Annotated in this window: 18 protein-coding genes and 1 pseudogene; 9 read left to right on the forward strand and 10 right to left on the reverse strand. The window is 62.4% G+C overall.

Annotated elements, in window-relative coordinates; genetic code table 11:
• The first annotated feature begins 106 nt into the window (after nt 1-106).
• Nucleotides 107-994, forward strand: coding sequence for a YicC/YloC family endoribonuclease (locus tag ACSHT2_RS00755; RefSeq protein ID WP_440639956.1), 888 nt, complete (start codon nt 107-109; stop codon nt 992-994).
• A 3-nt stretch (nt 995-997) separates the two neighbouring features.
• The gene (gmk, locus tag ACSHT2_RS00760) at nt 998-1,657 is read left to right on the forward strand and encodes a guanylate kinase (RefSeq protein WP_440639957.1); all 660 of its coding nucleotides are present in this window, start codon (nt 998-1,000) and stop codon (nt 1,655-1,657) included.
• Here gmk and ACSHT2_RS00765 read toward each other — a convergent pair.
• Nucleotides 1,590-2,813, reverse strand: a complete 1,224-nt coding sequence (locus tag ACSHT2_RS00765) for a hypothetical protein (RefSeq protein WP_440639958.1) — start codon at nt 2,811-2,813, stop codon at nt 1,590-1,592. The two genes, gmk and ACSHT2_RS00765, sit on opposite strands and share 68 nt — an antisense overlap.
• A gap of 1,146 nt (nt 2,814-3,959) precedes the next feature.
• A complete protein-coding gene (locus ACSHT2_RS00770; RefSeq protein WP_440639959.1) occupies nt 3,960-4,961 on the reverse strand; it encodes a helix-turn-helix domain-containing protein in 1,002 nt (333 codons plus the stop codon).
• A 285-nt stretch (nt 4,962-5,246) separates the two neighbouring features.
• On the opposite strand from ACSHT2_RS00770, the gene ACSHT2_RS00775 reads away from it, so the two are divergent.
• From ACSHT2_RS00775 to ACSHT2_RS00785, 3 genes are all read left to right on the forward strand, one after another.
• Nucleotides 5,247-5,633 carry a helix-turn-helix domain-containing protein gene (locus tag ACSHT2_RS00775; RefSeq protein ID WP_440639960.1) on the forward strand — a complete coding sequence of 129 codons (387 nt, stop codon included), beginning with the start codon at nt 5,247-5,249 and terminating at the stop codon, nt 5,631-5,633.
• A 272-nt stretch (nt 5,634-5,905) separates the two neighbouring features.
• Nucleotides 5,906-6,571, forward strand: a complete 666-nt coding sequence (locus tag ACSHT2_RS00780; RefSeq protein WP_440643013.1) for a hypothetical protein — start codon at nt 5,906-5,908, stop codon at nt 6,569-6,571.
• A gap of 113 nt (nt 6,572-6,684) precedes the next feature.
• A complete protein-coding gene (locus ACSHT2_RS00785; protein WP_440639961.1) occupies nt 6,685-8,115 on the forward strand; it encodes a DUF1254 domain-containing protein in 1,431 nt (476 codons plus the stop codon).
• A 715-nt stretch (nt 8,116-8,830) separates the two neighbouring features.
• On the opposite strand, the gene ACSHT2_RS00790 is transcribed toward ACSHT2_RS00785, so the two are convergent.
• The gene (locus ACSHT2_RS00790; RefSeq protein ID WP_440639962.1) at nt 8,831-11,017 is read right to left on the reverse strand and encodes a hypothetical protein; all 2,187 of its coding nucleotides are present in this window, start codon (nt 11,015-11,017) and stop codon (nt 8,831-8,833) included.
• A gap of 438 nt (nt 11,018-11,455) precedes the next feature.
• On the opposite strand from ACSHT2_RS00790, the gene ACSHT2_RS00795 reads away from it, so the two are divergent.
• Complete coding sequence (locus tag ACSHT2_RS00795) at nt 11,456-11,875, forward strand: hypothetical protein (protein WP_440639963.1); 420 nt, start codon at nt 11,456-11,458, stop codon at nt 11,873-11,875.
• Nucleotides 11,876-12,135: 260 nt separating this feature from the next.
• A complete protein-coding gene (locus tag ACSHT2_RS00800; protein WP_440639964.1) occupies nt 12,136-12,456 on the forward strand; it encodes a low affinity iron permease family protein in 321 nt (106 codons plus the stop codon).
• A gap of 21 nt (nt 12,457-12,477) precedes the next feature.
• Here ACSHT2_RS00800 and ACSHT2_RS00805 read toward each other — a convergent pair whose 3' ends face one another.
• On the reverse strand, nt 12,478-12,795 hold the full coding sequence (locus tag ACSHT2_RS00805; RefSeq protein ID WP_440643014.1) for a Crp/Fnr family transcriptional regulator: 318 nt from the start codon (nt 12,793-12,795) through the stop codon (nt 12,478-12,480).
• Between ACSHT2_RS00805 and ACSHT2_RS00810 the strand changes: the two genes are divergently transcribed.
• Both ACSHT2_RS00810 and ACSHT2_RS00815 read left to right on the forward strand, forming a co-directional pair.
• The gene (locus ACSHT2_RS00810) at nt 12,721-13,038 is read left to right on the forward strand and encodes a hypothetical protein (protein ID WP_440639965.1); all 318 of its coding nucleotides are present in this window, start codon (nt 12,721-12,723) and stop codon (nt 13,036-13,038) included. The genes ACSHT2_RS00805 and ACSHT2_RS00810 overlap by 75 nt on opposite strands.
• 548 nt (nt 13,039-13,586) lie before the next feature.
• A pseudogene (locus ACSHT2_RS00815) lies at nt 13,587-14,323 on the forward strand (Crp/Fnr family transcriptional regulator).
• Nucleotides 14,324-14,388: 65 nt separating this feature from the next.
• On the opposite strand, the gene ACSHT2_RS00820 reads toward ACSHT2_RS00815, so the two are convergent.
• The 6 genes from ACSHT2_RS00820 to ACSHT2_RS00845 all read right to left on the reverse strand — a co-directional run bounded on the left by ACSHT2_RS00820 (nt 14,389) and on the right by ACSHT2_RS00845 (nt 21,193).
• Nucleotides 14,389-14,625: a hypothetical protein gene (locus ACSHT2_RS00820; RefSeq protein ID WP_440643015.1), complete on the reverse strand. Its 237-nt coding sequence runs from the start codon at nt 14,623-14,625 to the stop codon at nt 14,389-14,391.
• 74 nt (nt 14,626-14,699) lie between these two features.
• Complete coding sequence (locus tag ACSHT2_RS00825) at nt 14,700-15,758, reverse strand: alcohol dehydrogenase (protein ID WP_440639966.1); 1,059 nt, start codon at nt 15,756-15,758, stop codon at nt 14,700-14,702.
• A gap of 93 nt (nt 15,759-15,851) precedes the next feature.
• Nucleotides 15,852-16,709: a 16S rRNA (adenine(1518)-N(6)/adenine(1519)-N(6))-dimethyltransferase RsmA gene (gene rsmA, locus ACSHT2_RS00830; protein ID WP_319329333.1), complete on the reverse strand. Its 858-nt coding sequence runs from the start codon at nt 16,707-16,709 to the stop codon at nt 15,852-15,854.
• The gene (pdxA, locus tag ACSHT2_RS00835) at nt 16,709-17,758 is read right to left on the reverse strand and encodes a 4-hydroxythreonine-4-phosphate dehydrogenase PdxA (protein ID WP_440639967.1); all 1,050 of its coding nucleotides are present in this window, start codon (nt 17,756-17,758) and stop codon (nt 16,709-16,711) included. The genes rsmA and pdxA overlap by 1 nt, the downstream gene beginning before the upstream one ends.
• Nucleotides 17,758-18,693, reverse strand: coding sequence for a peptidylprolyl isomerase (locus ACSHT2_RS00840; RefSeq protein WP_440639968.1), 936 nt, complete (start codon nt 18,691-18,693; stop codon nt 17,758-17,760). The genes pdxA and ACSHT2_RS00840 overlap by 1 nt, the downstream gene beginning before the upstream one ends.
• A gap of 61 nt (nt 18,694-18,754) precedes the next feature.
• Nucleotides 18,755-21,193 (reverse strand): LPS-assembly protein LptD, encoded by a 2,439-nt coding sequence (locus ACSHT2_RS00845; protein ID WP_440643016.1) that lies wholly within the window; start codon nt 21,191-21,193, stop codon nt 18,755-18,757.
• Between the last annotated feature and the right edge of the window lie 42 nt (nt 21,194-21,235).

The following is a 21,235-nucleotide window of genomic DNA, read 5'->3' on the forward strand; positions in this document are numbered from 1 at the left end:
GAGCTTGCCTGCGGACATTGCGGATTCCACTTTCCGGCAAAATAGTCTTAAGATTCGCGTGGCTTGATAGCCTCGCGAATCCCGTGTTCCTGGAGAATCTGAACCGATGGCGCTGTCGTCCATGACCGGCTTTGCCCGAAGCCACGGCGCGAGCGGGCCGTACACGTTCGAATGGGAATTGAAGTCGGTCAACGCCAAGGGCTTTGACCTCAGGGTGCGGCTGCCTCAGGGGTTCGAGGAGCTGGAGGCCCACGCCAAGAAGCGCGCCGGCGAGCTTCTGTCGCGCGGAACGGTCTACGCCAATCTCAACGTCAAGCGCACCAATGCGGCCGCCACGGTCCGCATCAACGAGGACGTGCTCAATGCAGTCCTCAAGGCCGCCGCGGTGATCTCCGGCAAAGTCGACGCGGTGGCGCCGAGCATCGACGGCCTGCTCGCCATCAAGGGCGTGGTCGAGATCGCCGAGCCCGAGGGCGACGAGGAGGAGGACAAGGCCGCGCGTGCCGCTGCGGCCGAAGCCTTCGACAAGGCGCTCGCCGACCTCGTCGAGATGCGCAGGCGCGAGGGGATTTCGCTTGGGCAGATCCTGACCCAGCGTGTCGACGAGATCGAGCAGCTTGCGAGCAAGGCGGAAGCTGCGCCGGGCCGCAAGCCCGAGGCGATCAAGGCGAAGCTCGCCGAGCAGATTGCAGCCTTGCTCGACACCTCCGACCGTTTCGATTCGGACCGCCTGATGCAGGAGGCGATCCTGATCGCGACCAAGGCCGATATCCGCGAGGAGCTCGACCGCATCGCCTCTCACATCGCGCAGGCGCGCGAGCTGATCGGCAAGGGCGGCTCGATGGGGCGCAAGCTCGACTTCCTGGCGCAGGAGTTTCACCGCGAGGTCAACACCTGCTGCTCGAAGTCGAACGACATCGAGCTGACCAATACGGGGCTGGCCATGAAGAACGTGGTCGAGCAGTTCCGCGAGCAGGTCCAGAACCTGGAGTGATCGATGACGACGGGCGGTCACGGAACTGACGGTGTCGAGCGGCGCGGACTGATGTTCGTGCTGTCCTCGCCCTCGGGCGCGGGCAAGACCACACTGTCGCGTCTGCTGATCGAGCGGATGCCGGGCTTGAAAATGTCGGTCTCGGCGACCACGCGGCCGATGCGCCCGGGTGAGGTCAACGGCAAGGACTATACGTTCGTCGACAAGGCCACGTTCGATGCCATGGTGAAGGCCGACGAGCTCCTGGAATGGGCGACGGTGTTCGACAACAGCTACGGCACGCCGCGTGGTCCCGTCGAGGCGGCGCTGTCGGCCGGGCAGGATGTGCTGTTCGACATCGACTGGCAGGGCACGCAGCAATTGAAGCACAAGGCCCGCGAGGACGTCGTCAGCGTCTTCATCCTGCCGCCCTCGGCGGCCGATCTCGAGAAGCGGCTGCATTCGCGCGCACAGGATTCCGACGAGGTGATCCGAATGCGCATGAGCCGTGCCAGCCACGAGATGAGCCACTGGGCCGAGTACGACTACATCGTGATCAACCACGACGTCGACGAGGCCTTCTCCGAGGTGCAGTCGATCCTGAAGGCCGAACGCCTCAAGCGCGAGCGGCGGATTGGCCTCGTAGGCTTCGTGCGAAGTTTGCAAGGTCAGCTTCAAGGTTAGGCCGCGACAGGCGCGGCCCTTCCTTCGCCAGCTGTTCGAGCATCGTCGTGATGACGTCGATGTCGACGGCATCGGCGTCACGACCTGCCGGCGCGTCATCGCGATTCTCGCCGATCTCGTTTGCGGCGAGCCGGGGAGCTGCGGCCACGGTCTCGATTTTCCTGTCGACCGCCTTCGTCTCGACCTTGTCTCTTCTGACCCCGACGGGTTCGGCCGGGGCAGCGGCACGTTGCCTGCGCGCGTCGATCAGCTCCATCTCGCGGCCGATCGCGGCGAGTTTCGTCACTTGTTTTTTCGGCTGCGGACGTACCGCATCGAAGTCGATGGGGTGCGGCGGCCGGGCGTCGGCCGGCGCCGAATCGTGCCAGGGCGCACGGCTTCCGTCCTGGGTCTGCATCTCCCAATCGCCCCAATGTCCGTGACGGTCGGCGGACTGGAGGCGGACGCGCGCGCCGGCGAAGCGGTAAATGACGCTGCCGAGGATTCCGGCGAGCGCCAGCGCGCCGCCGATCACGAGCAGCAGCGTCTGGAGCGAGCCGGTCGGCTTGTCGGCCGTGCTGCCGTCTGCGGCAGCAAGCGCCACCGGGGATGTGGATTTTGACGGCTTTGCGCCCGGCTGCGCGGGCGCGGCGACGACGGTTGGTGCCGGCGGCGCAGGCGGAGCGGACGCTGCGGAGACATCGGGCCAGGGCGTAGCGCCGGCGGGTTGCTGCGCGTTGCCGTCAGCGGTCTGCTCCGCGGCTTGTTGTACCAGTGTCGCGGCGGCGGCTTGCGCGGGCGCGTTCGGCGTCTTCGGGGCGGCGCCGCTCCGCGGCGTCAGATATTCGGCGCGCGCGTCCTGCGCCGCGTGCTGCTGCGGCGCCGGCGCATCCGTCGTCGGAGTATCGCTCGTGGCCTGCGCGGTCTGTGCGGTTTTCGCGCTGTCCTTGTCGCCGGCGGCACGGAGGTACCAGCATTGCCGCTTGGTCGTGCGTTCGAGGCGGTAGTACCAGTGCTGTCCCTGCGGCGCGGCGCCCTTTGGCGCAGCGAGGCAATCGGAAGCCGCGCTGGCCGCGCTCGGTGGGGCCGGCGCGTTCTGCGACACGGCAGCCAGTGGCGCGCCGGCAATGATGCCGCCAACGAGCGCAGATACGAATTTTGCGGTTCGGTTGCCCATCCTGGTCTCCCGGTTACGCATGACGCAACTCTCAACAAGCCCTTCTCGTCAAAGAGTTGGGTGGCAATGAGCCGCAAATCCGGAGAGGATGTGGCTTGAATCGGGCTTGCGGCGCGTTCGTTCCGCGGCGGCATACGGTTTCGCCCATGTGACGCTCTGTGCAGATCGAGGTTCCGGATCAACGAGAGTTGGCGCCGTCTGGCCTCGTCCTGCGCATTGAAGTTCCCTATGCCGTGGCGCCAATCGGCTGACCGACAGCGGCCATGGCCTTGCATTCCCGCGGCACATGTTGCCCGAGGCTTGCTTCGTCACATCGCCCGATGGAGGCCAAAGGGCGCAGGGAAGGCCGGGCGCCGGCGGCGCCCGCATGTCCGTGCGCTACGAAAATGCACACGGGGTGGACCACGGGTTGGCCGAACGCCCGGCCTTCCCTGCGCGGATGGTTTTAACGGTGTCCTTCGTGCTCTCCCCGGGGAGCGATGCACTATTGCCCCCGTCGTCTTGCGAGAATGGCTGATGCGCGCACCCGGTCGGGCCGCCACATCACCGCAGGACTTGACGCACAGACCCCGGGCGTCAGGACCACACGACTTCTCCGTCCGCGGACTGTCTCGCCGGGTCGTCCGGGACTCGCGTGTGCTCGCCCCAGACGTCAACGAGACCGCTGTTACAGCGCCGTGTCGTACCGCGTCGCGTGAGGACTCACGGTTGCCCGCCCTGTCACTACGCAATCCGCGCCGGCGCTGCCGCGTCCACCGCCACCCGGCCCGCATCTCGTGACGATCGCGAAGCGCCCCTCTGGCGAGGGCCGGGATGACGGGTGTATGTCACAAATCCGAAATTCGGAAAAGTAAAATATTTGTGCGACGAGGGGTTGACGGGGGTGTTTTGCCCGACGGGTCGCGGGCGTCGTCCTGCTGCTGCGCTGCCAGCAAGTGTCCAAGGCGGACCTCGGCGCCCGCCGGCTCAGTGCGCGCTTCTGCTTTTGATCTGAGGTGTCGATAGTTCATTTGTGCGGGACCTGAACGACACCGGCGTGCGACGTCGGCTATCGGCGGTAACCCGGACGTGGGGCCGTGCTCGCCTCGACCGCCGCTTGTGACCGAAGCACACCTTGAACTTGGGCAGGACGGCTTCCTGGGAAGGTTACCGAGGTCTCCACTGTTCGCGAAATTGCCCAGGCGTGACGCCGGCAACCCTGCGGAAGGCGCGGGTAAAGTGGGCAGGATCTGCGTAGCCAGAAGCGAACGCAACCTCAATGATCTTGGAATCCGTATCTCGTAAGAGCTTCCTGGCGTTGTCAAACCTGACCGCGTCCAGCAGCCCCGAATACGTGATGCCGGCGCGGGAGAACTCGCGTTGAAGGCTACGCGCGCTGACTCCTGCCATTTCCGCGATTTCAGCGAGCACCGGAGGTCGCTCGTCCAGGTAGGACGGAAGCATCAGCTTCAGTGTTTGGATGAAGCCAAAGCTCGGATGTTCGACGGGGGCGCTCTTCAGATCAGGAGGAGTTTCGTTCGTCCTGTTGGGTAGCCCCAAGAGCGAAACAGGCACGTCGATCCACGATGCTTCTTGACCGGACAGGAAATGCGATTTTGTCCAGAAAGACTGACAAGCTCGACTTGGCGTGTATCGGGCTTCAAACGCGATAGTTGCGGGAGCCCAGTCCGATCCGGCGAATTGGCGGATGATGAAAATCGGAAAAGCGATTTGAAGCCACTGTGAATGTTCGAGATGCTGAAGTCCCTTGGTTCCGTCAAGCCTGCTGCAATAGCGCACATGATCGTCGTGATGCTCGAGCCAATTGCTCAAATTCGAGTCTTCGAGCGATGCCCATTTGCAGGCTTGTTGTAGCGCGACAAGCAATGTCGGAGAATGACCGATCAGATGCCGGGTCCTTTTGCTAAGGTGGCCGAAATGTAGTGTCCTGGCGGCGTGGAATCCGAAATCCTCGATGCCCTGCGAGCTACTGGCAAACTGGGCAAATTCTATCGCAGGAAGAATCGGGATGTAGTAATCTGATTTTTCCTCCAATGAAGCGGGTAGCCGAAACCTTTCCAGCAGCGAAACGGTTGGCGCGCCAAGACCATTCAGAATGTCCGCGAAAGGACTAAGGTGCTGACAGCGTGTCAAATGGATCGTCGGCATTGCTGCACCTCGACCAGACTTGAGAGTCCTAAAACGAGTTCGCTAAGTGGCAGCGGCAACAACATGGTCGTCCGGCTGTTGTCGCGCTCAAATTATCAGTCGGACGCGGTTCTTTCTTGGTTTTTTGTTTGCCGCGGATCCTTCCAAAGAGACTTCGGGTGTCGACCACTTCCATTGACGAAAGAATTTTGGCGTCTGATGGCCAGATGCGCCTTGCAATTGCCCGTAGTCTCCGCATGCGAGTTTCCATTGAGGGAGCATGGGCTTCGCGCCTCACGCCAACCGATGAGAGCCGTCCGCTTGCCTTCGTCCAGGGCAGTCCGCGCTGCCATTGTTGCGTCACTGCGACACGGTGACGCAAGCCTCGATAGTACAGCCCATGCGCTTAAAATCAGTGGGCGCACATTGCAGCGTCATCTCGAACGCATAGGCACTAGCCACAGTAAAATGCTAGCCGAGGTCCGCTTGAAGATCGCGTGCCGCTTGCTCGCCGATTCGAGTAAGAGCTTGTCAGATATCGCGAAATTCCTCGGTTGTACCAACGCGAGCAGCTTTAGCCGCTCCTTTTCGCGTTTGATGAAATTCAACCTGTCGTCTATCGGCGGCAGCAACTTGGCCGCAAGCACTACCGGTTGCATCCTCGCCGACCGTTCTCACCCAATTAGCCTTTGAACAGCCCTGACGATTGGCGCGAAATGGCAAGACGCGCGATCTGAGTTGGCGCGAAATGCGGAGAGCCCTGCGGCGCCGAAAGCGTCGTGGACGCGGGAGAGGCGCCCCACCCATTAATTTGCAAGGCGGCGCTGCCGGAGTTGAAAAGTGTAACTGGAATTTCGCCAGGAAAGTCCCTTCCATCTACGCAAGCATCGCTCGAGCGGATACCTGAATTGCTCAGTGGCTAATCGCAGAAGAGCGGCCAGCCTGCAAAGGAGAAGACCATCATGATGGTTCGCTTTGCCCTGATCGCGGTCTGTGCCGCTGGTTTCGTGGCTCTCCCGCAGAAACTTCTTGCTCAATCTCCGGCTAAGAACAAGCCGCACATTCCGCTCGAGAAATCCATAGGTCAGGCGAAGCCAGAAGTGGTCCCGTCGCTCTTTGTTCTCAACTCGCGCGGCGCGAGTTTGAAGGAGGGTGAATTGGTGCTGACGGGAGTTTCACCGAATGCGATCGTGTTTTCCGATCGGCCTGTTCGCGCTGCCGGGCACGATCTTACGTCACGAATTGTCGAAGATTGGGGTAACGGCAGCGACAATTTCGCGAAGGATCCCCCGAATGCCACCGTATCTGGATTCAAGAAGGATGGATCATCGGTGGTCGATGCCGTTGTCGTACTGAAATCTCCAAAGCTTGAGGGCGACAAGCTGACTTTCGATGTCGACGTACTCGAAGGCGATCTCGCTGGAGCGGATGGACCCGCTTCCGTCTTTATCGACATTATTGGCCGGCCATTCACGCCGCTGTCCTTTGCCGGCGTCGCCCGCCGTACGGCCTGGCGCGGAGCGTTCTACCGCGGCGGTGCCTTCGCAGGAGCGGCCGCTGTGGCCGGCGCTGCGGCGTATCCTTATTACGCCCCCCGGTGCGGATACTACCCTTATCCGCCTTGCTATTGATGACGATTGTCGGCGCCGCAGCCGAATTGCCACAAACGCTCTGAACGGCTTCTCCTAGAGAAGAGAGCCGCAAAATTATCCGTCATTCGTCTCACAACAGGAAGGAGACAACGATGACCATCACCCGTCGATCCCTGGCATTTGGCGGAATGGGCCTGTTCGCAGGAGTGGCCTCCGCACGATCGGCACTCGCCCAGGACTCGTTTCTTGGCGTCGGGGAAGGCATGGAGGATTTCTGGCTCGCGAGCGATGCCTACATCTTTGGCTATCCTCTGGTAACGATGGAGATGACGCGCCGTATCATCACCAACGTCGCCGAGCCTGTGGGCACGCGGGGGCCGATGGGCCACATCATCAAGCTGCGCCAATATCCTGACGCTTCGTTTCGGGATGTCACTGCGCCGAACGCCGACACGTTGTATACGACTTCCTTCTTCGATGTTGGGAAAGAGCCCTGGGTTCTCAGCATTCCCGACATGAAGGGGCGCTACTTCCTGATGCCGATGCTCGACGGCTGGACGACGGTATTTCAGGTCCCCGGCAAGCGCACCACCGGCACTGGTGCGCAGACCTACGCGATCACCGGCCCAGGATGGAAAGGCACGCTGCCGGCCGGCGTGAAGGAATACAAATCGCCTACGAGCATTGTGTGGCTGCTCGGTCGCATCTACTGCACCGGCACGGCGGAGGACTACGCCGCCGTGCACAAGCTACAGGATGAGTGCAAACTCGTCCCGCTCAGCGCCTATGGCAAGCCGTACACGCCGCCGCCGGGAAAGGTCGATGCGTCGATCGACATGAAGACGGCGGTGCGCGATCAAGTCAACCGTATGGACGCGGCGTCGTACTTCAAGCTGCTGTGCGAGTTAATGAAGACCAACCCGCCGAGCGCCGCGGACGCACCCCAGCTTGCCAAATTTGCCCGCATCGGCATCGTCCCCGGACAGGATTTCGACGCGGGCAAGCTGAAGGCGGATTTCCTGAGGCGCGTCCCGGAGGTGTCGTTCGACAGGATCATGCTTCAGTTCAAGGTGAACAAGGCGATCACGGACGAAAACGGCTTCGCGTTCACGACGAAAACCGGGATCTACGGCACCGACTATCTGATGCGCGCGCTAGTGACTGCGATTGGGCTTGGCGCGAACCGTCCGCAGGATGCGGTCTACCCGACTTCGCAAAAGGATGCAGACGGCCGCAAATACAATGGCGCCAACAAGTACATCATGCGGTTTCCCAAGGGGCAGCTGCCTCCCACCGAGGGATTCTGGTCGCTGACAATGTACGACAGCGGCTATTTCTTCGTGAAGAATCCGATTAACCGATACTCGATCAGCGCTCGCGAAGACCTGAAGAAGAACGCGGATGGCTCGACTGAGCTCTACATCCAGAAGGACTCTCCGGGTAAAGACAAGGAATCAAATTGGCTGCCGGCGCCCGAGGGGGATTTCATACTCATGCTGCGCATGTATTGGCCAAGGGAAACGAATCCTTCCATCATCAACGGCACATGGAAGGTCCCTGCCGCTAGGAAACTCGGGGCTTGAGAATATGAACCCATGCCGGCGGTCTGTTGGTCGGAGCGAATGGACGACCGGCAAGATCCATAGCATCTGAGATTCTATCTGAACCGGATCTCTGATCAGGACCAGGCGAGATGCCATCTCAAGGCGCCTCGCCGCGCTTGATCGTGCGATCTTCTGGTCCACGATGGGAAGCGTTCTGTAAGCGCTGTCATCATCGCAAGCTTCATAAGTGCGTCATTTTGAGATCCCGCACGAACGTGGCGTTGCCGTCCTCTTCGTCATGGCTGTTGCTTGGGCGGGCCGGGAATCGGCGCCCGCGGGAAACTACGTTTCCGCGGCGGAACCGACGGTTCCAAAGTGCACACAACGGATGTTCGGGCGTTGAAAACTTGGTCTTCAGCCTCCGGGATTTCCGGAGATTGCCGGTATCGCCGCTCCAAAGCTCTTTATCTCCGCGAGGTGCGCTCAGGAGCGAACATATAGAACGCCTGGGGGACTGGCGCAGCGGCCTAGTCTAGTGAATTTCGGCTAGCAAACCTCGTGCCTTCAAAAGCCGGATCGACACGCGGCCGATTTGCGTCGGCCGCGGGAAAGGCCCCCTTGCGCGTCGCGTCGAGGAACTCAAACAATGCTGGCCTTTCGCCAAAGCTCAGGCGTGATCTTAGCTCGTTGCTGACGAGGCTGGACGCTTTGATCTCAGTCTGCGTGAACGTGATGACGTCGCCGCCACGCCCGATCACCTCACGATGGACAGGTGAACGTCTTCCGCCGATCTAGAAGAACCCAGCTCGGGCTCGGCGACTGGTCGTGGAACCATGCTCAACAAACCGAAGGCGGGGATCACCGTTTCGAGTTCTCGACGGTAGGATTCATAGTCAGGTGAGTCCGGCCGGAGAAAGCCAAGTCGAGGTATCTCGCCCGCGACACGTCTTAGCACAATTGGAGCATTCGCCGGCGTGAAATGCATCCCACGCGGATTCGATAACGTCATAACGAGGCCACGAGCAGGTTCTTGTTCGTTTGGACGGGATACCGTTATCAGGCGTACCGCGCCTTTTTCAATTGTCATGAGGTTGATGAACGGAGAGCCATCAGGGATATAGATACGCCCCTTTTGCGTGTGCGAAGCGTCAGCACGGCCTTGCTCCTCGAACATAAGGCAAGACTCGGCTTCGTCCCAGCGAATGATGACAAGGTACGCGGTAATGAGGTTGGCCACAGTGAAGCCTGGACGGAAGCAGACATAACTTCCCTCCAACTCCTCCACATTCACGCGTGAGTATGCGCCGAGATGTTTGGCAGCGCTATGGGATGACGATGGGACAGGAGGTTCAAGTCCCCCCACTGGTAATGACGTTTCCAAAAGGGCATGCGCTGCGTCATCCTTTTTGCGCGCATACTCCGACTTTCTGAACGCCGTGAGCACCATGACGCCGATCACCGCCCCGGTTATTCCGGTGTTGGCGATGATAATGAGCCTTGCTTGATCTGGATGCAGGTCGAAGAACTGAGCCAGCACGCTGGGGTCAAGCATCGTTCCTACAAGAAAGCCTGCCACCGAAAATGCGAGCCCATTTCCAATTGCACCAACCATCGCAACTCGAACTGAGGTTCCGCCCCAAAGGTCAACATAGGAGCAAAGGAGGCCGAGGGAGATCGTACACATGAATGGGGTAATGATCCCTGGTAGCCTTTCCCGAAACTGACTAACGACGTCCTGCAGTGCTGCTCCAGTACTGTTACCTTCGATAAAAGCGGGGACGAGTGGAATTGTGATTCTTACAGCGATCGACAGTCCAATGACGATGAGGGCTGCGACCAACAACTCGCCGAATGGTGGATATGCTGGTTTTTCTCCTTCGTGATGTTCTATGAAGCGTTGCGCAACAACGACAGCGGCCATGACGGCAAATCCGATCGAGACCGCATAGGTGATCGCAATTGTCAGAATCTTAGGGGCTCCAAGATGCTTGGATCCGGGCATCAAAACCATCGTAACGATGCTCAGTATTACCACAGCGACTATTGTTGCAGCCCATTGGTCCGGACCAAAGGTCGGTGTAGGGTGCGTGGCGTCAAAACCCATGCTCGAGAGTCGCTGCCGTCGAGCCCCCCGAGTCACGTCGCAATAGAGGACATAGCGCGCGATTAGGCTGCAAACGAGGTTCGATAATTCCGTAGTGGTCTTGCTGAGAGCCTCTTCGAGTTCCTTCGCTGGATGGGGAGAAGTGAAATAGGCGAGGCCCTCACGTATCATCTCTTCGTACCGAGCATTTGCGCGATGCGCTATCGTCTCGTGGACGTTCATGATTGCAGAATAGGCGGATTTGCCGTGGGCGCTCGTGGAAAATGCCAGTGGGGTAAGATCGTCCTTTGGCCGAATAAAAAGTCGATGCAAAACTACAGCCCTCGTGAAGCGGGCGGAAAGCGTGCCGTCTCTGTTAAAATTCACGGCCTTAGAATTGATGTTCTCAGAAATAAACTTTGTGACTTGTCGGCGAAGCTGCTCCGTCGGTGGCTCAAAGTCGGTATTTGCTAGTTCGACTGATAGCCGATCGGCTTCGCGCGGAATAGCTGCGAGGCTAAAGCAGAACGTTCGCGCCGTGGTATCAATTCGGTCCACTCGGGGAAATTGCGACGCAACAACAATGATGAGCGCTGCGAAAATGGGAGCGTACTCGACAAGTTGCGCTTGCGACGCTGAATTTGCGAGCGATACAAGCCTGCCGAAACCAATGCCACTCACTGAGACCAAGAGCCAAAGTGCTAGTATCAATGCGTAATAGAATGTGGCTCCGAAGGAGAACAGCGCGAAAGTTGTTCCCGAGCGATTCGTCGGCGGGCTGTTGAACTTATTCCAGGCGACGACCAGGAGCAGCAGAGCAGGAACGACCCAATAACTGGAAGACAGTACAATGCCCATTGCAGCCTCCAACGCGGCCTAAGATACTACTCCAATTGCTCAATCACACGTTGAACCGTAGGCCAAAAGGAGAAAGGTAATAGTGATATAATTCACATTTGCCCGCGCTCGGAGTGTTTTTTTGAGCGCGCCGTCGAACGCTGTGGCTACGCGTGATGACATCACGACTGGCACCTAGCACCTATCTGCGCGGCGGCAGGCACTAATTCACGAGGCGGCTGGCGCCGCCTGATCGTGCCGCGCTCCTTAGGCGCTCTGGGCGAGTCGGGAAAATGCGCCCTCCCCAAAGTCAGCGCCGAACACCGTTGAACTTAGGCCTAATCAGGCCCGGGAGGTTTGAACGAAAACTTGCCTTTGTCGATGTCGAGCGACCGGGAGAAATAACCATTGGCGGGAGTGCGGACGTAATCGAGATAGTCCTGCGCAAAGGCAGAAAGCATGCCGGTCAAGGATCAGATCAAGAATTTTGCCAGGAAGCTCGTGGAGGAGCGTCCCGATGGGGCGACGCTGCGGGCGCTGGTTCGGGCCCGGAAACCGACAGCCATCCATTTTCGTGACGATGGCATCGTGCCGAACAATCCGAGAGTTCCGGTGCTGCTCTATCGCGGGGCAGTGAAGCTGAAGGGCCGGCGTTTTCCGCCGGAAGTCGTCATTGACACGCTGTTCGACACGAACGGCTGGGGCCGGTCGTGGCGCGACACCGTGTACGACTTTGTCCACTATCATTCGCAGATCCATGAAGTGATGGGCGTGGCGCGCGGCACGGCCTGGATCGAATGCGGCGGCATCAGGGGCCGCATCCTGAATGTGAAAGCCGGTGACGTTCTGATCCTGCCGCGGGCACGGGACACCGGCTGATCGAGTCCAGCCAGGACTTTCTTGTCGTCGGAGCGTACCCGCGGGACGGCACGTACGACGAGTGCACCGACACCCGGGAGCGTCCTGACGCCGCCAGGCGCATCGCCAGGGTCCGCAAGCCGAAGACAGACCCTGTCCTCGGATCCGGCGGCGCGCTGGTCCAACACTGGCGGACGCGGCCGCCGCGATCGTGAAGGATTGGATGCGCGCGTGCTCGACGCATCCCCGGGAACGCCGGCGCTCCAAGCGAGTTGCCGCACATGTCTCTTCCGAAGTCAAAAGGCTGGCTCACCGAGATCGGCGTCGCCACCTCGCGCCCGGCCGCGTTTGCCGTTTTCCTGGCCTATGGCATCGCCTGGATCACGCTGGGCAACGGGCTCGAATGGCACTCGTTCGCGACGCTGGCGACATGGGGCATGACGCTTGTGATCCAGCGTGCCGAGCACCGCGATACGCAGGCGATTCACGCCAAGCTCGACGAACTGCTCAAGGCCGCTGGCCGCGACCAGCTGATGAAGGTGGATGACGAGGACGCCGAGGAGGTCGAGACCCAGCGGGAGGAAATTCGACGCACGAGCTAGCCGCATCGTATGCCGCCGCGCTCAGCTCAGATAGTCGGGCCTGAAATCCGCCAGCCTGCGCAGCTCCTCAGGCTGCAGCAGCTCGATCTCGCTGCCCTCGCATGCGATCAATCCACGATGCCTCAGCTCCTGGATGGTGCGATTGACGTGGACGATCGAGAGCTCGCAGGCGTCCGCAACGTGCCGCTGCGTCATCGGCATCTGGAAACTGCCGTCCTTGACGAGGCCGACGATCTCCAGCCTTGCTGAGAGCTCGCAGAGGAGATGCGCGAGCTTGGGCAGCGCAGCCTGTGCGCCGAGGTGCGCGATCCATTGCCGCGAGATCGCCGCGTCGATCAGCGTCTCGCGTCAGAAGGCGCGGGTCAGGTGGATCGAGCCGTCGAGGAGCTGGCGGAGCTGGCTGTGCGCGACGGTGCCGACGATGGTCGGGCCGAGCCCGACGAGGTCCGCTTCCATCGGCGAGACCAGCAGGGTGTGCAGGCACGGCATGTCGCCGGGAACGTGGAAGGCGAGGATCTGGCTGCGATCGCCGACGATGCGGGCCTGGTAGAGGAAGCCGCTGACGACGAAGACACAGCGTGAAGCGGCCTCACCTGGTGCAGCACGACCTCGCCATCCGCGACCTGGCGCAGCGTGGACGGCAAGCCTGCGATCTGCCGGCGTTCGTCCTCGGACAGACCTTCGATCGCCTGGAGACGTGCGATGAATTTCGGATGCGGCATGAGACGAGTGGCGCGCTTCAGACGTCCCGTTTGGACGCTTCGAGCAGGCGCCGCGAGAGTCTTGCGATGGTCCGGTCCGAGCCCGACACGGAGCGGAACTCGCGAATGGCACGGGCCAGCTCCTGATCCGACATCGGGCGGGACGGCTCCTGCAACGTTCCCTCGAGGAGGGCGTCGCTGATGCTGTCGAGGTGCCCGCCCGTGTCAGATGCGAACAGGCCGCGGATGCGCTCCAGGATGGTCGTAGGGCATGAGAAGGTCGGCTCGGTCCGAAATCATGAAATGTGTGGCTGCGATCCGATGCGTCGCAAGCCGGTTAGCAACCCATGCTGCCGACCAGCGTTCTAGTCCGCTGAACCCAGGCCAGACGTATCATTTGATAGAACCGGCGGGATTTTTGGCGGCCCCATGGAAGAAGCTCACGACGTGCTGATCCGGAACCTCTCCGAGCATACCGCTCTGGCAGGGAGGATATTGCCGAAATCCGGGCGCTCACCTTCACGCAGCGTGATTTCGCGCCCAACGAGGATTTCATCCGTCAGGGCGATGAGCCCGAACATTCGGCGCTGGTCGTTTCCGGCATGGTCGCACGCTACCATCTGCTTGGGAGCGGGGGCCGGCAGTATCTCGCGTTCCATCTCTCCGGCGATCTGCCGGACTCCCAGGGCCTGTTCATCGACCAGATGGATCATGGGCTCTGCGCGCTGGGTCCGGCTTCAGTCGCTTTCATCCCGCATCGCGAATTGTTCATCGCGTTCCGGCGGCGGCCGACATTCGGGCTGGCGGTCTGGCGCGAGACGCTGCTCGATGCCGCGATCTTTCGCGAGGCCATCACCAACAACAGCGCGCGGCCGATGCAGGCGCGCATGGCGCACCTGTTCTGCGAGCTGTTCTACCGCTCCCGCGCCGCGCAGCTGGTGCGCGGCAATCGCTGCCGCGTGCCGATCAGCCTGGCCCAGCTCGGCGAGACGCTGGGCATGGCGATCGCGACGGTGAACCGGACGCTCGCCGACCTCAGGCGGAGTGGAGCCATGGACCTGCGCGAGGGCGAGCTGATCGTGCTGAAATGGCGTGAATTGCAGCGGCTCGGGGATTTTAGTCCTGTCTATCTGCACCTGAAGCGGCAGTCGCCGCCGCGCGCATGAGACGGAGGGCATTAGCCCTCTACGGTTGCCCGAGCCGGGCGTGTCCGAGGGATGGCGATGATCATTCATCCGAAGTGCGCTTCGCAGTCACGCGAAGATCGGCTCAGCGCGGCGTGCGCGCGGTAGGCATCGATCGCCTTGTTCGCCAGCATCAACTGCCGGCGTTCACCGGTCCTGAGCTGCGCTTCGATGGCGTCGAGCAGGAAGTTTGCACTCTCGTCCGGCGGACCGAGCTCGCCGCTCGTCTCCAGGCAACTCCAGGCAATGAAGAACGCGCTCTCGACGGTGCAGCGAATGGACATGGCTGCCAACGCGGCCGGGCCGAAGGCGTTCCGTGCGGCGGGCGAGACTTCCGTCAGGCCCGCCGCGGAGTGAGTCAGTTCTTCAGCACGATGCGGCCGACGACCTTGCCGGCACGCAATTCGTCGATCCATTTCTGCACGTCGCCCATCGGCTCTTCGCGCATCGGAGTCGGCTTGATCTTGCCGGCGCGTGCCAGCGCCATCAGCTCGTGAGCCTCGCTGAGCGTGCCGACCATGAAACCTTCGATGGTCATGCGCTTGTAGACCCATTGCACCATCGGCAGCGTGAACTGGCCGCCCATCAGGCCGGAGACCACGATCTTGCCGCCGCGCGCGGCGACCGCAACCGCGAACGCCATCGACTTCTCGTTGCCGGCGAAATCCACGATCTCGTCGAAGCCGCCCTCGGTCTCCTTGAGGATGCGCTTGATGACGTCAGGCTCGGCCGGGTCGTAGGCGACGGCCGCGCCGTTCTTCAGCGCGGTGTCGCGCGCGGCCGGTGAGAGGTCGGCGACCGTGATCGGCTGCTTGAACATCGCCTGCGCGAACGACAGGCCCATCATGCCGACGCCGCCGAGGCCGATCAGCAAGAGGTTGCGCTGGCGCGGACGGTCGACCAGGCGCTTGAGCGCGCCGTAGGCGGTGACGCCGGAGCACATCAGGGTCGCGGCCTGGTTGACGGGAAGGGGATCGTAGTCGAGCAGATATTTCGCGTCGGGCACAAGCACGTGGGTGGCGAAGCCGCCGTCGATGGAGACGCCGAGGAAGCGCTGCTTGACGCAGAGGTTCTCGTCGCCGTTCTGGCAATCGCGGCACTGGCCGCAGCCGATCCACGGGAAGACGGCCTTCTTGGCGCCGACGAGGCTGGCCGCGACGTCCGGGCCGACTTCCTCGACGACGCCGGCGATCTCGTGGCCGAGCGTGAAGGGCAGCGTCATGCCGCGCGTGGTGTCGAGCTTCTTGCCGCCGCCGAGATCGGCATAACCGTCCTGGATGTGCAGGTCGGAATGGCAGAGGCCGCAGCGCTCGATGCGCACCAGCACCTCGCGGCCTTGCGGTTTGGGCGTGTCCACGATGGTCTCGCACAGCGGCGCATCGAACTTGACCAGGGATTGCCGACGCATCAACGCCATATTCCTTCCTCCGAAATTAGTTCATTGTTTGAGCATGATCTGTTTCGAAAAACCGCTTCGCACTTTGTGCCAACGCGGCCCTTCGGGTCCGGATCATGCTGCTTCGCTGCGTATATCGGCCAATTCGCGCGCCATGGCAACAAAGCCCGGAATCGGAATGGTCTCGGCGCGCCGCGTCGCGTCGACGCCGGCGGCGCTCGCCAGCCGTGCGGGATCGACGCCCAGCGACTTCAGGCTTTGCCGCAGCATCTTGCGGCGCTGGCCGAACGCGGCGGCGGCGACCTGCTCGAGCAGCCTGCGATCGCAGGGCAACGGCTCCGAGCGCGGCACGAGGCGCACGACGGAGGAGGTGACCTTCGGCGGCGGCACGAAGGCGGACGGCGCAATGTCGAACAGGATCCTGGTCTCGCAGCGCCAGTTGGCGAGCACGCCGAGCCGGCCATAGGCCTCCTCGTCCTCGCGCGCCACGATGCGCTCGCCGACCTCGCGCTGGAACATCAGGACCATCATCTCGTACCAGGGCGGCCAGGGCTCGATGGTGAGCCAGTTGATGAGAAGCTGGGTCGCGATGTTGTAGGGCAGGTTGGCGACGATCTTTGCGCGTTCGCCCGAGAGCAGCGGGCGCGGATCGAAGGTCATGGCGTCGCCATGCACTATCTCGAGCCGGCCGGGATAGCGCGCCGAAATATCCTGCAAGGCGGGGATCGCGCGCTCATCATGCTCGATGGCGATGACGCGGCGGGCGCCGAGCGCGAGCAGCGCCCGCGTCAGCCCGCCCGGGCCGGGGCCGATCTCGACGATCGTCGCCTCGTCCAGCGGCGCGGCCGCACGCGCGATGCGTGCGGTCAGATTGAGGTCGAGCAAGAAGTTCTGGCCGAGCGATTTCCTGGCCGACAGCGCATGCTGGCGAATGACCTCGCGCAGCGGCGGGAGGTCGTCGATCGCGCCCATCAGCTTTGGGAAGCGGCCATGCGGCTCGCAAGCTTGAGCGCCGCGATCAGGCTCGCCGGATTGGCCCTGGCCGTCCCGGCGATGTCGAAGGCGGTGCCGTGATCGGGCGAGGTGCGGATGAAGGGCAGCCCGAGGGTGACGTTGACGGCATCGTCGAAGGCGACCGTCTTGATCGGGATCAGCGCCTGGTCGTGATACATGCAGACCGCGCAGTCGTAGGTCTGTCGCGCTGCCTCGTGGAACATGGTGTCGGCGGGCAGCGGGCCTCTGGCTTCGATGCCGTCGTCGCGCAGCACTTTCAGCGCCGGTGCGATGACGGTCTGTTCCTCGTGGCCGAGCGATCCGTCTTCGCCGGCATGCGGATTGAGGCCGGAGATCGCGATGCGCGGCTTTGCGATGCCGAAGCGGGACTTCAGTTCGGTGGCGACGATGCGTACGGTCGAAACGATCAGGGCGCTGGTGAGCTGGGCCAGCGCATCGCGCATCGAGACGTGGATGGTCACGGGCACCACGGCGAGCTGTGGCGACCACAGCATCATCACCGGCTGCGGCACGCGGCCGTTCTCTGCGGCAAGCTCGGCGAGGAATTCGGTGTGGCCGGGATGACGGAAGCCGGCGCGGTAGAGCACGCTCTTGGCGATCGGGTTGGTGACGACGGCGCCGGCGCGGCCCGCGCGCACGTCAATGACCGCCTGACGGATCGAGGCGAGCGCAGCCGGCGCGCTGGATGCGTCGGGCTTGCCGGGCTCGGCGGTCGCGCGCTCGCCGGTCGCCACCACGGGCAGGGCATCGGTGAAGGCGGAAACGGCCTCACCGGCGCTCACCGCGGCGATCCTGATGTCGGCGCCGAGCGCTTTGGCGCGCCGCGCGATCAGCGCCTCGTCGCCAAGCAGGTAGAAGGCTGGCAGGTTCAGCTCACGACGCCTCAGCCAGGCCGCGATCGTGATGTCGGGGCCGATGCCGGCGGGCTCTCCCAGGGTCAGGGCAAGGGGCTTGGCTGCGGACTCGGCTGCGGACTTGGCGGAAGGCTCTAGGAGGGGCTTGGCCATCAGCGGTTGCGGTATTCGATCATCGCCGCCTTGCGGAGTTCGTCGAGATAGGCCTTCTGGGTCTTCTCGTACTTCTCCTGATACATCTTCTCGCGAACCTCGCGCTTCTTCGGCGTGTCGATCATGGTCGGCTTGCGCGAGCACAGCACCACCATCTCGATACCCGCCTTGGTTACCTCGGGTGCGGTCAGGTGGCCGATCGGGGTGTCGTCGAGCACCTTTCGCAGCGGCTCGGGCAGCTCCGCGGTGGTCTTGGTGATGGTGTCGCGGATGGTGGCGTTCGGCGTCGAGCGGAACAGCGAATTGGCCTCCTCGCAGCTCCCGACGCGCGCGCGATAGGTCTCGGCTTCCTTCTTCCGCGTTTCCAGGAACGCTGGGGACGAGCCGCGCGGCACGATCAGCACGATCGGCTGCATCTTGTATTCGGTGCCCTCGACCTGGAGCTTCTCGCCGGTCTGGGCCTGCACGGCCTGCGCGACGTCGCGCTCGCCGACCTGGAGACGCTCCTTGTAACGGCCGCGCACCAGGCTGGTCCAGACCATCTCGGCCTTCATGCGGCCCTTCAGCGTCTCGGGTCGGACGCCCTTGGATTCGAGAGACTTGGTGAGCTGATCCGGCGTGATGCGCATGCGCTGCGCCATGCCTTCATAGGACTGGTTGATGTCGGAGACGCCGGGGTCGACCCCGTACTTCTTGCCTTCCTTGAGCTTCACCCTGTCGTCGATCAACTCGTTGATGACCTCCTGGCGGCTCGGGGTCTTCTGCGTTGTCAGATGGTCGAGCTTGGAGCGCTGCTCGATGTCGAAATCGGTGATCGGGTCGCCATTGACCATGACGACGATGTTCTGCGCGCGCGACGGCGAGGGCAGAGCGGTCAGCATCAGGCCGGCACCGATGGCGAGAAGGAGGCGGAAGACAGGTAATGGAGTCGTCATGATGTCGCTCGCAGGTCAACCGCGTCGTGATGTGGCAAACGCGGCCGGCACTTCAAACCGTTCACTGGAGGCCGGAGGAACCGCTGGTCGTCGACGAATTCGCCAGCGTGCGCAGGCCGATTTGCAACATGAACGCGTGGCTCAGCACGGGCGGTGCGGTGCCCGCGGAATAGCTATACGAAGTTACATAGTTCGCCGCCAGCACGAAGCAATCGTCGACATAGCCGGCCCCGACCACATACTGGTTGATCTTGTTGGCCTCGAGGTCCCAGCGCGCCGAGCCCGACACCACCCAGTTGGTCGCGATCTTCAGCGAGCCTGTGGTCAGGATGCCCTCGCGGCGGGTCAGATAGCCGAGTTCCGGCTGCGCCGCGTAATTGCCGTACATCATGCTGACCGACCAGCGATTGAAGTTGGCGCGACCTTCCGCCTCGAAGCGCTGCACGTTCCAGGTCTGCTCGTCCATGCGGGAGCGGACGCTGAACGTGTAGGTGCTGTTGGGCGAATAGCTGGCGCTCGCGACGTAATCGGACCGTGGCTTGTCGAGGCCGGAATCCAGGCCGGTATTGATGCTGTCCTGGACCGCGTAGGAGTTCAGGCCGAACAGCTGATAGGACTGGCCGAACAGCACCTTGACGGCGCCGCCCTGGTCGAACTGCGTGGTGGATTGCACGCCGACATTGGCGCGGCCGCCGCCCTCGACGCGGTCGTAGCCGGAGAACTTGTCCACGCTGAACAGATTCGAGGTGTCGAACACCATGCTCTGGGCGTCCTCGTTCGGCAGCTTGCCGGCGTAGGTCTCGTTCGGGCGGATGATGATCTGCGCGATCGGCTCGATGGTGGTCGAGCCCCAGGGCTGAATGTTGATGAAGGGATAGCGGTACTCCAGGCCCACGGTCGGCATCAGGCGGAACGCCTGGGTGTCGCCGACGGGCAGGTAATTCGACACGCCGGGCTGGTTGGAGACCGAGGAGTTGATCGCGTCGGCGCGCAGGCTGGCGAACGGAGTCCATATCTGGCCGAGCGGATCGGTGAAGGACTTGCGCCACTGCGCCTCCGCCGTGAGGCGGGTGTAAGTGCCGGGGAAGCCGCGCAGCAGGCACTGCGAGGGCGTACGGGCCAGCGGATCGGCCGACGCCGTGGTACACAGGCTGCTGGTGTTGGCGACCGTCGTGATCGGATCGAACACCGCCGTGTCACGCGACAGGTTCACGAAATTGGTCTTGTAGCTGAACTCGCCGCCGAACACGGGATAGTTGAGCACGTTGGAGTAGTCGATCACCGGATAGACGATCGGCACCTGGCTCTGGTTACCTGAATAGCTCAGCCAGTACATCGTTCGCGCATCGAAGAAGCTGCGGTTGCCGACGCCGGTCAAATAGAGCTGCGACAGCGCTTCCGTCGGCAGAAGCAGGAACGAGCCGAGCGGATCGCGGTATTGATAGAGCCGGTAGTCCGAGAAGAAATAATAGTCGGACATCAGGACGCCGTCCCAGCCCCAGACCCATTTGTCGTTCAATGCGAACTGACCCTTGGTGTCGATGGCGCCGCGGAACTCGCGGTCGCCGGGCTGCCCGGCATACGCTCCGGGATCGAGCTGGTTGATGCCGTACGCGCGGATCTGGTAGGCGCCGTCGATCAGGCGCTGGCGGAATTCGCCCTGCAGCAGCACGCCTTGCCGCGACAGGAAGCGCGGGGTGAAGGTTGCGTCCATGTCGGGCGCGATCGCCCAATAATAGGGAACCTCGACCCCATAGCCTGTGTTGTCCGTGCCGGAAATATAACCCGGCATCAGGAAGCCGCTCTTCCGCTTCACGGTCGGGTCGGGCGTCGAGAAATAGGGCATGTAGGCGAGCGGCACGCCGAAGAATTCGAGCTGTGCGGTCTCGAAATACAGCATCTTCTCCTGCTGGTCGTGGATGATGCGCGCACCCTTGACCTGCCACAGTGGCGGCTTCTTCGGATCGTCCTTGCACGGCGCGCAGGCCGTGTAGACGCCGTTCTCGAACACCGTGTAGTTGCCGCTGGATCGGTCGGCGCGGCTCGCGGCCATGCGGGTCTCGTCGGCCGTGTCCACGCGCAGCGAATCGACGAACCCGTCGCGGTAATCGTCGGAGAGATCCAGGATCTCGGCATAGGTGATCTTGCCGTCGGCATCCGTCATACGGATGTTGCCTTCGGCATGCAGCCGCTTGGTCTTCTGGTCGTAGATGACCCTGTCGGCCTCGACGCTGGTGCCGTTGTAGAACAGCTGGACGTTACCGACCGCGGAGACGCGCGAATTGTTGTAGTCGTAGTCGACCTCGGTCGCCTGAACCAGCATCTGGTTGTCGTTGGCGACCTTCGGCGGCTTCGGACGCGGCGGCAGCGGATTGTAGGTGAAGCTCTGGGCATGGGCCGGTGCCACGGCGGCAACGCCGATCAACCCGCCGAGCGAGGACGCCGCGACGACAGCAATCAGGAGCCTGCGAATGGACCGGCCGCACCCGTTCGCGCGCACCAACGTGCGTCGCGTCAAACGAGACACGAGCCCTCGGTGGAC

The sequence above is a fragment of the Bradyrhizobium sp. PUT101 genome (genome assembly GCF_052043945.1).
In the GTDB taxonomy this organism is placed as follows: domain Bacteria; phylum Pseudomonadota; class Alphaproteobacteria; order Rhizobiales; family Xanthobacteraceae; genus Bradyrhizobium.

Bases quoted from the DNA above. Each gene is read 5' to 3' on its own strand.
- ACSHT2_RS00755 (WP_440639956.1), top strand. From the start codon at position 107: ATGGCGCTGTCGTCCATGACCGGCTTTGCCCGAAGCCACGGCGCGAGC.
- gmk (WP_440639957.1), top strand. From the start codon at position 998: ATGACGACGGGCGGTCACGGAACTGACGGTGTCGAGCGGCGCGGACTG.
- ACSHT2_RS00765 (WP_440639958.1), bottom strand. From the start codon at position 2,813: ATGGGCAACCGAACCGCAAAATTCGTATCTGCGCTCGTTGGCGGCATC.
- ACSHT2_RS00770 (WP_440639959.1), bottom strand. From the start codon at position 4,961: ATGCCGACGATCCATTTGACACGCTGTCAGCACCTTAGTCCTTTCGCG.
- ACSHT2_RS00775 (WP_440639960.1), top strand. From the start codon at position 5,247: ATGAGAGCCGTCCGCTTGCCTTCGTCCAGGGCAGTCCGCGCTGCCATT.
- ACSHT2_RS00780 (WP_440643013.1), top strand. From the start codon at position 5,906: ATGGTTCGCTTTGCCCTGATCGCGGTCTGTGCCGCTGGTTTCGTGGCT.
- ACSHT2_RS00785 (WP_440639961.1), top strand. From the start codon at position 6,685: ATGACCATCACCCGTCGATCCCTGGCATTTGGCGGAATGGGCCTGTTC.
- ACSHT2_RS00790 (WP_440639962.1), bottom strand. From the start codon at position 11,017: ATGGGCATTGTACTGTCTTCCAGTTATTGGGTCGTTCCTGCTCTGCTG.
- ACSHT2_RS00795 (WP_440639963.1), top strand. From the start codon at position 11,456: ATGCCGGTCAAGGATCAGATCAAGAATTTTGCCAGGAAGCTCGTGGAG.
- ACSHT2_RS00800 (WP_440639964.1), top strand. From the start codon at position 12,136: ATGTCTCTTCCGAAGTCAAAAGGCTGGCTCACCGAGATCGGCGTCGCC.
- ACSHT2_RS00810 (WP_440639965.1), top strand. From the start codon at position 12,721: ATGCGCGAGCTTGGGCAGCGCAGCCTGTGCGCCGAGGTGCGCGATCCA.
- ACSHT2_RS00820 (WP_440643015.1), bottom strand. From the start codon at position 14,625: ATGTCCATTCGCTGCACCGTCGAGAGCGCGTTCTTCATTGCCTGGAGT.
- ACSHT2_RS00825 (WP_440639966.1), bottom strand. From the start codon at position 15,758: ATGGCGTTGATGCGTCGGCAATCCCTGGTCAAGTTCGATGCGCCGCTG.
- rsmA (WP_319329333.1), bottom strand. From the start codon at position 16,709: ATGGGCGCGATCGACGACCTCCCGCCGCTGCGCGAGGTCATTCGCCAG.
- pdxA (WP_440639967.1), bottom strand. From the start codon at position 17,758: ATGGCCAAGCCCCTCCTAGAGCCTTCCGCCAAGTCCGCAGCCGAGTCC.
- ACSHT2_RS00840 (WP_440639968.1), bottom strand. From the start codon at position 18,693: ATGACGACTCCATTACCTGTCTTCCGCCTCCTTCTCGCCATCGGTGCC.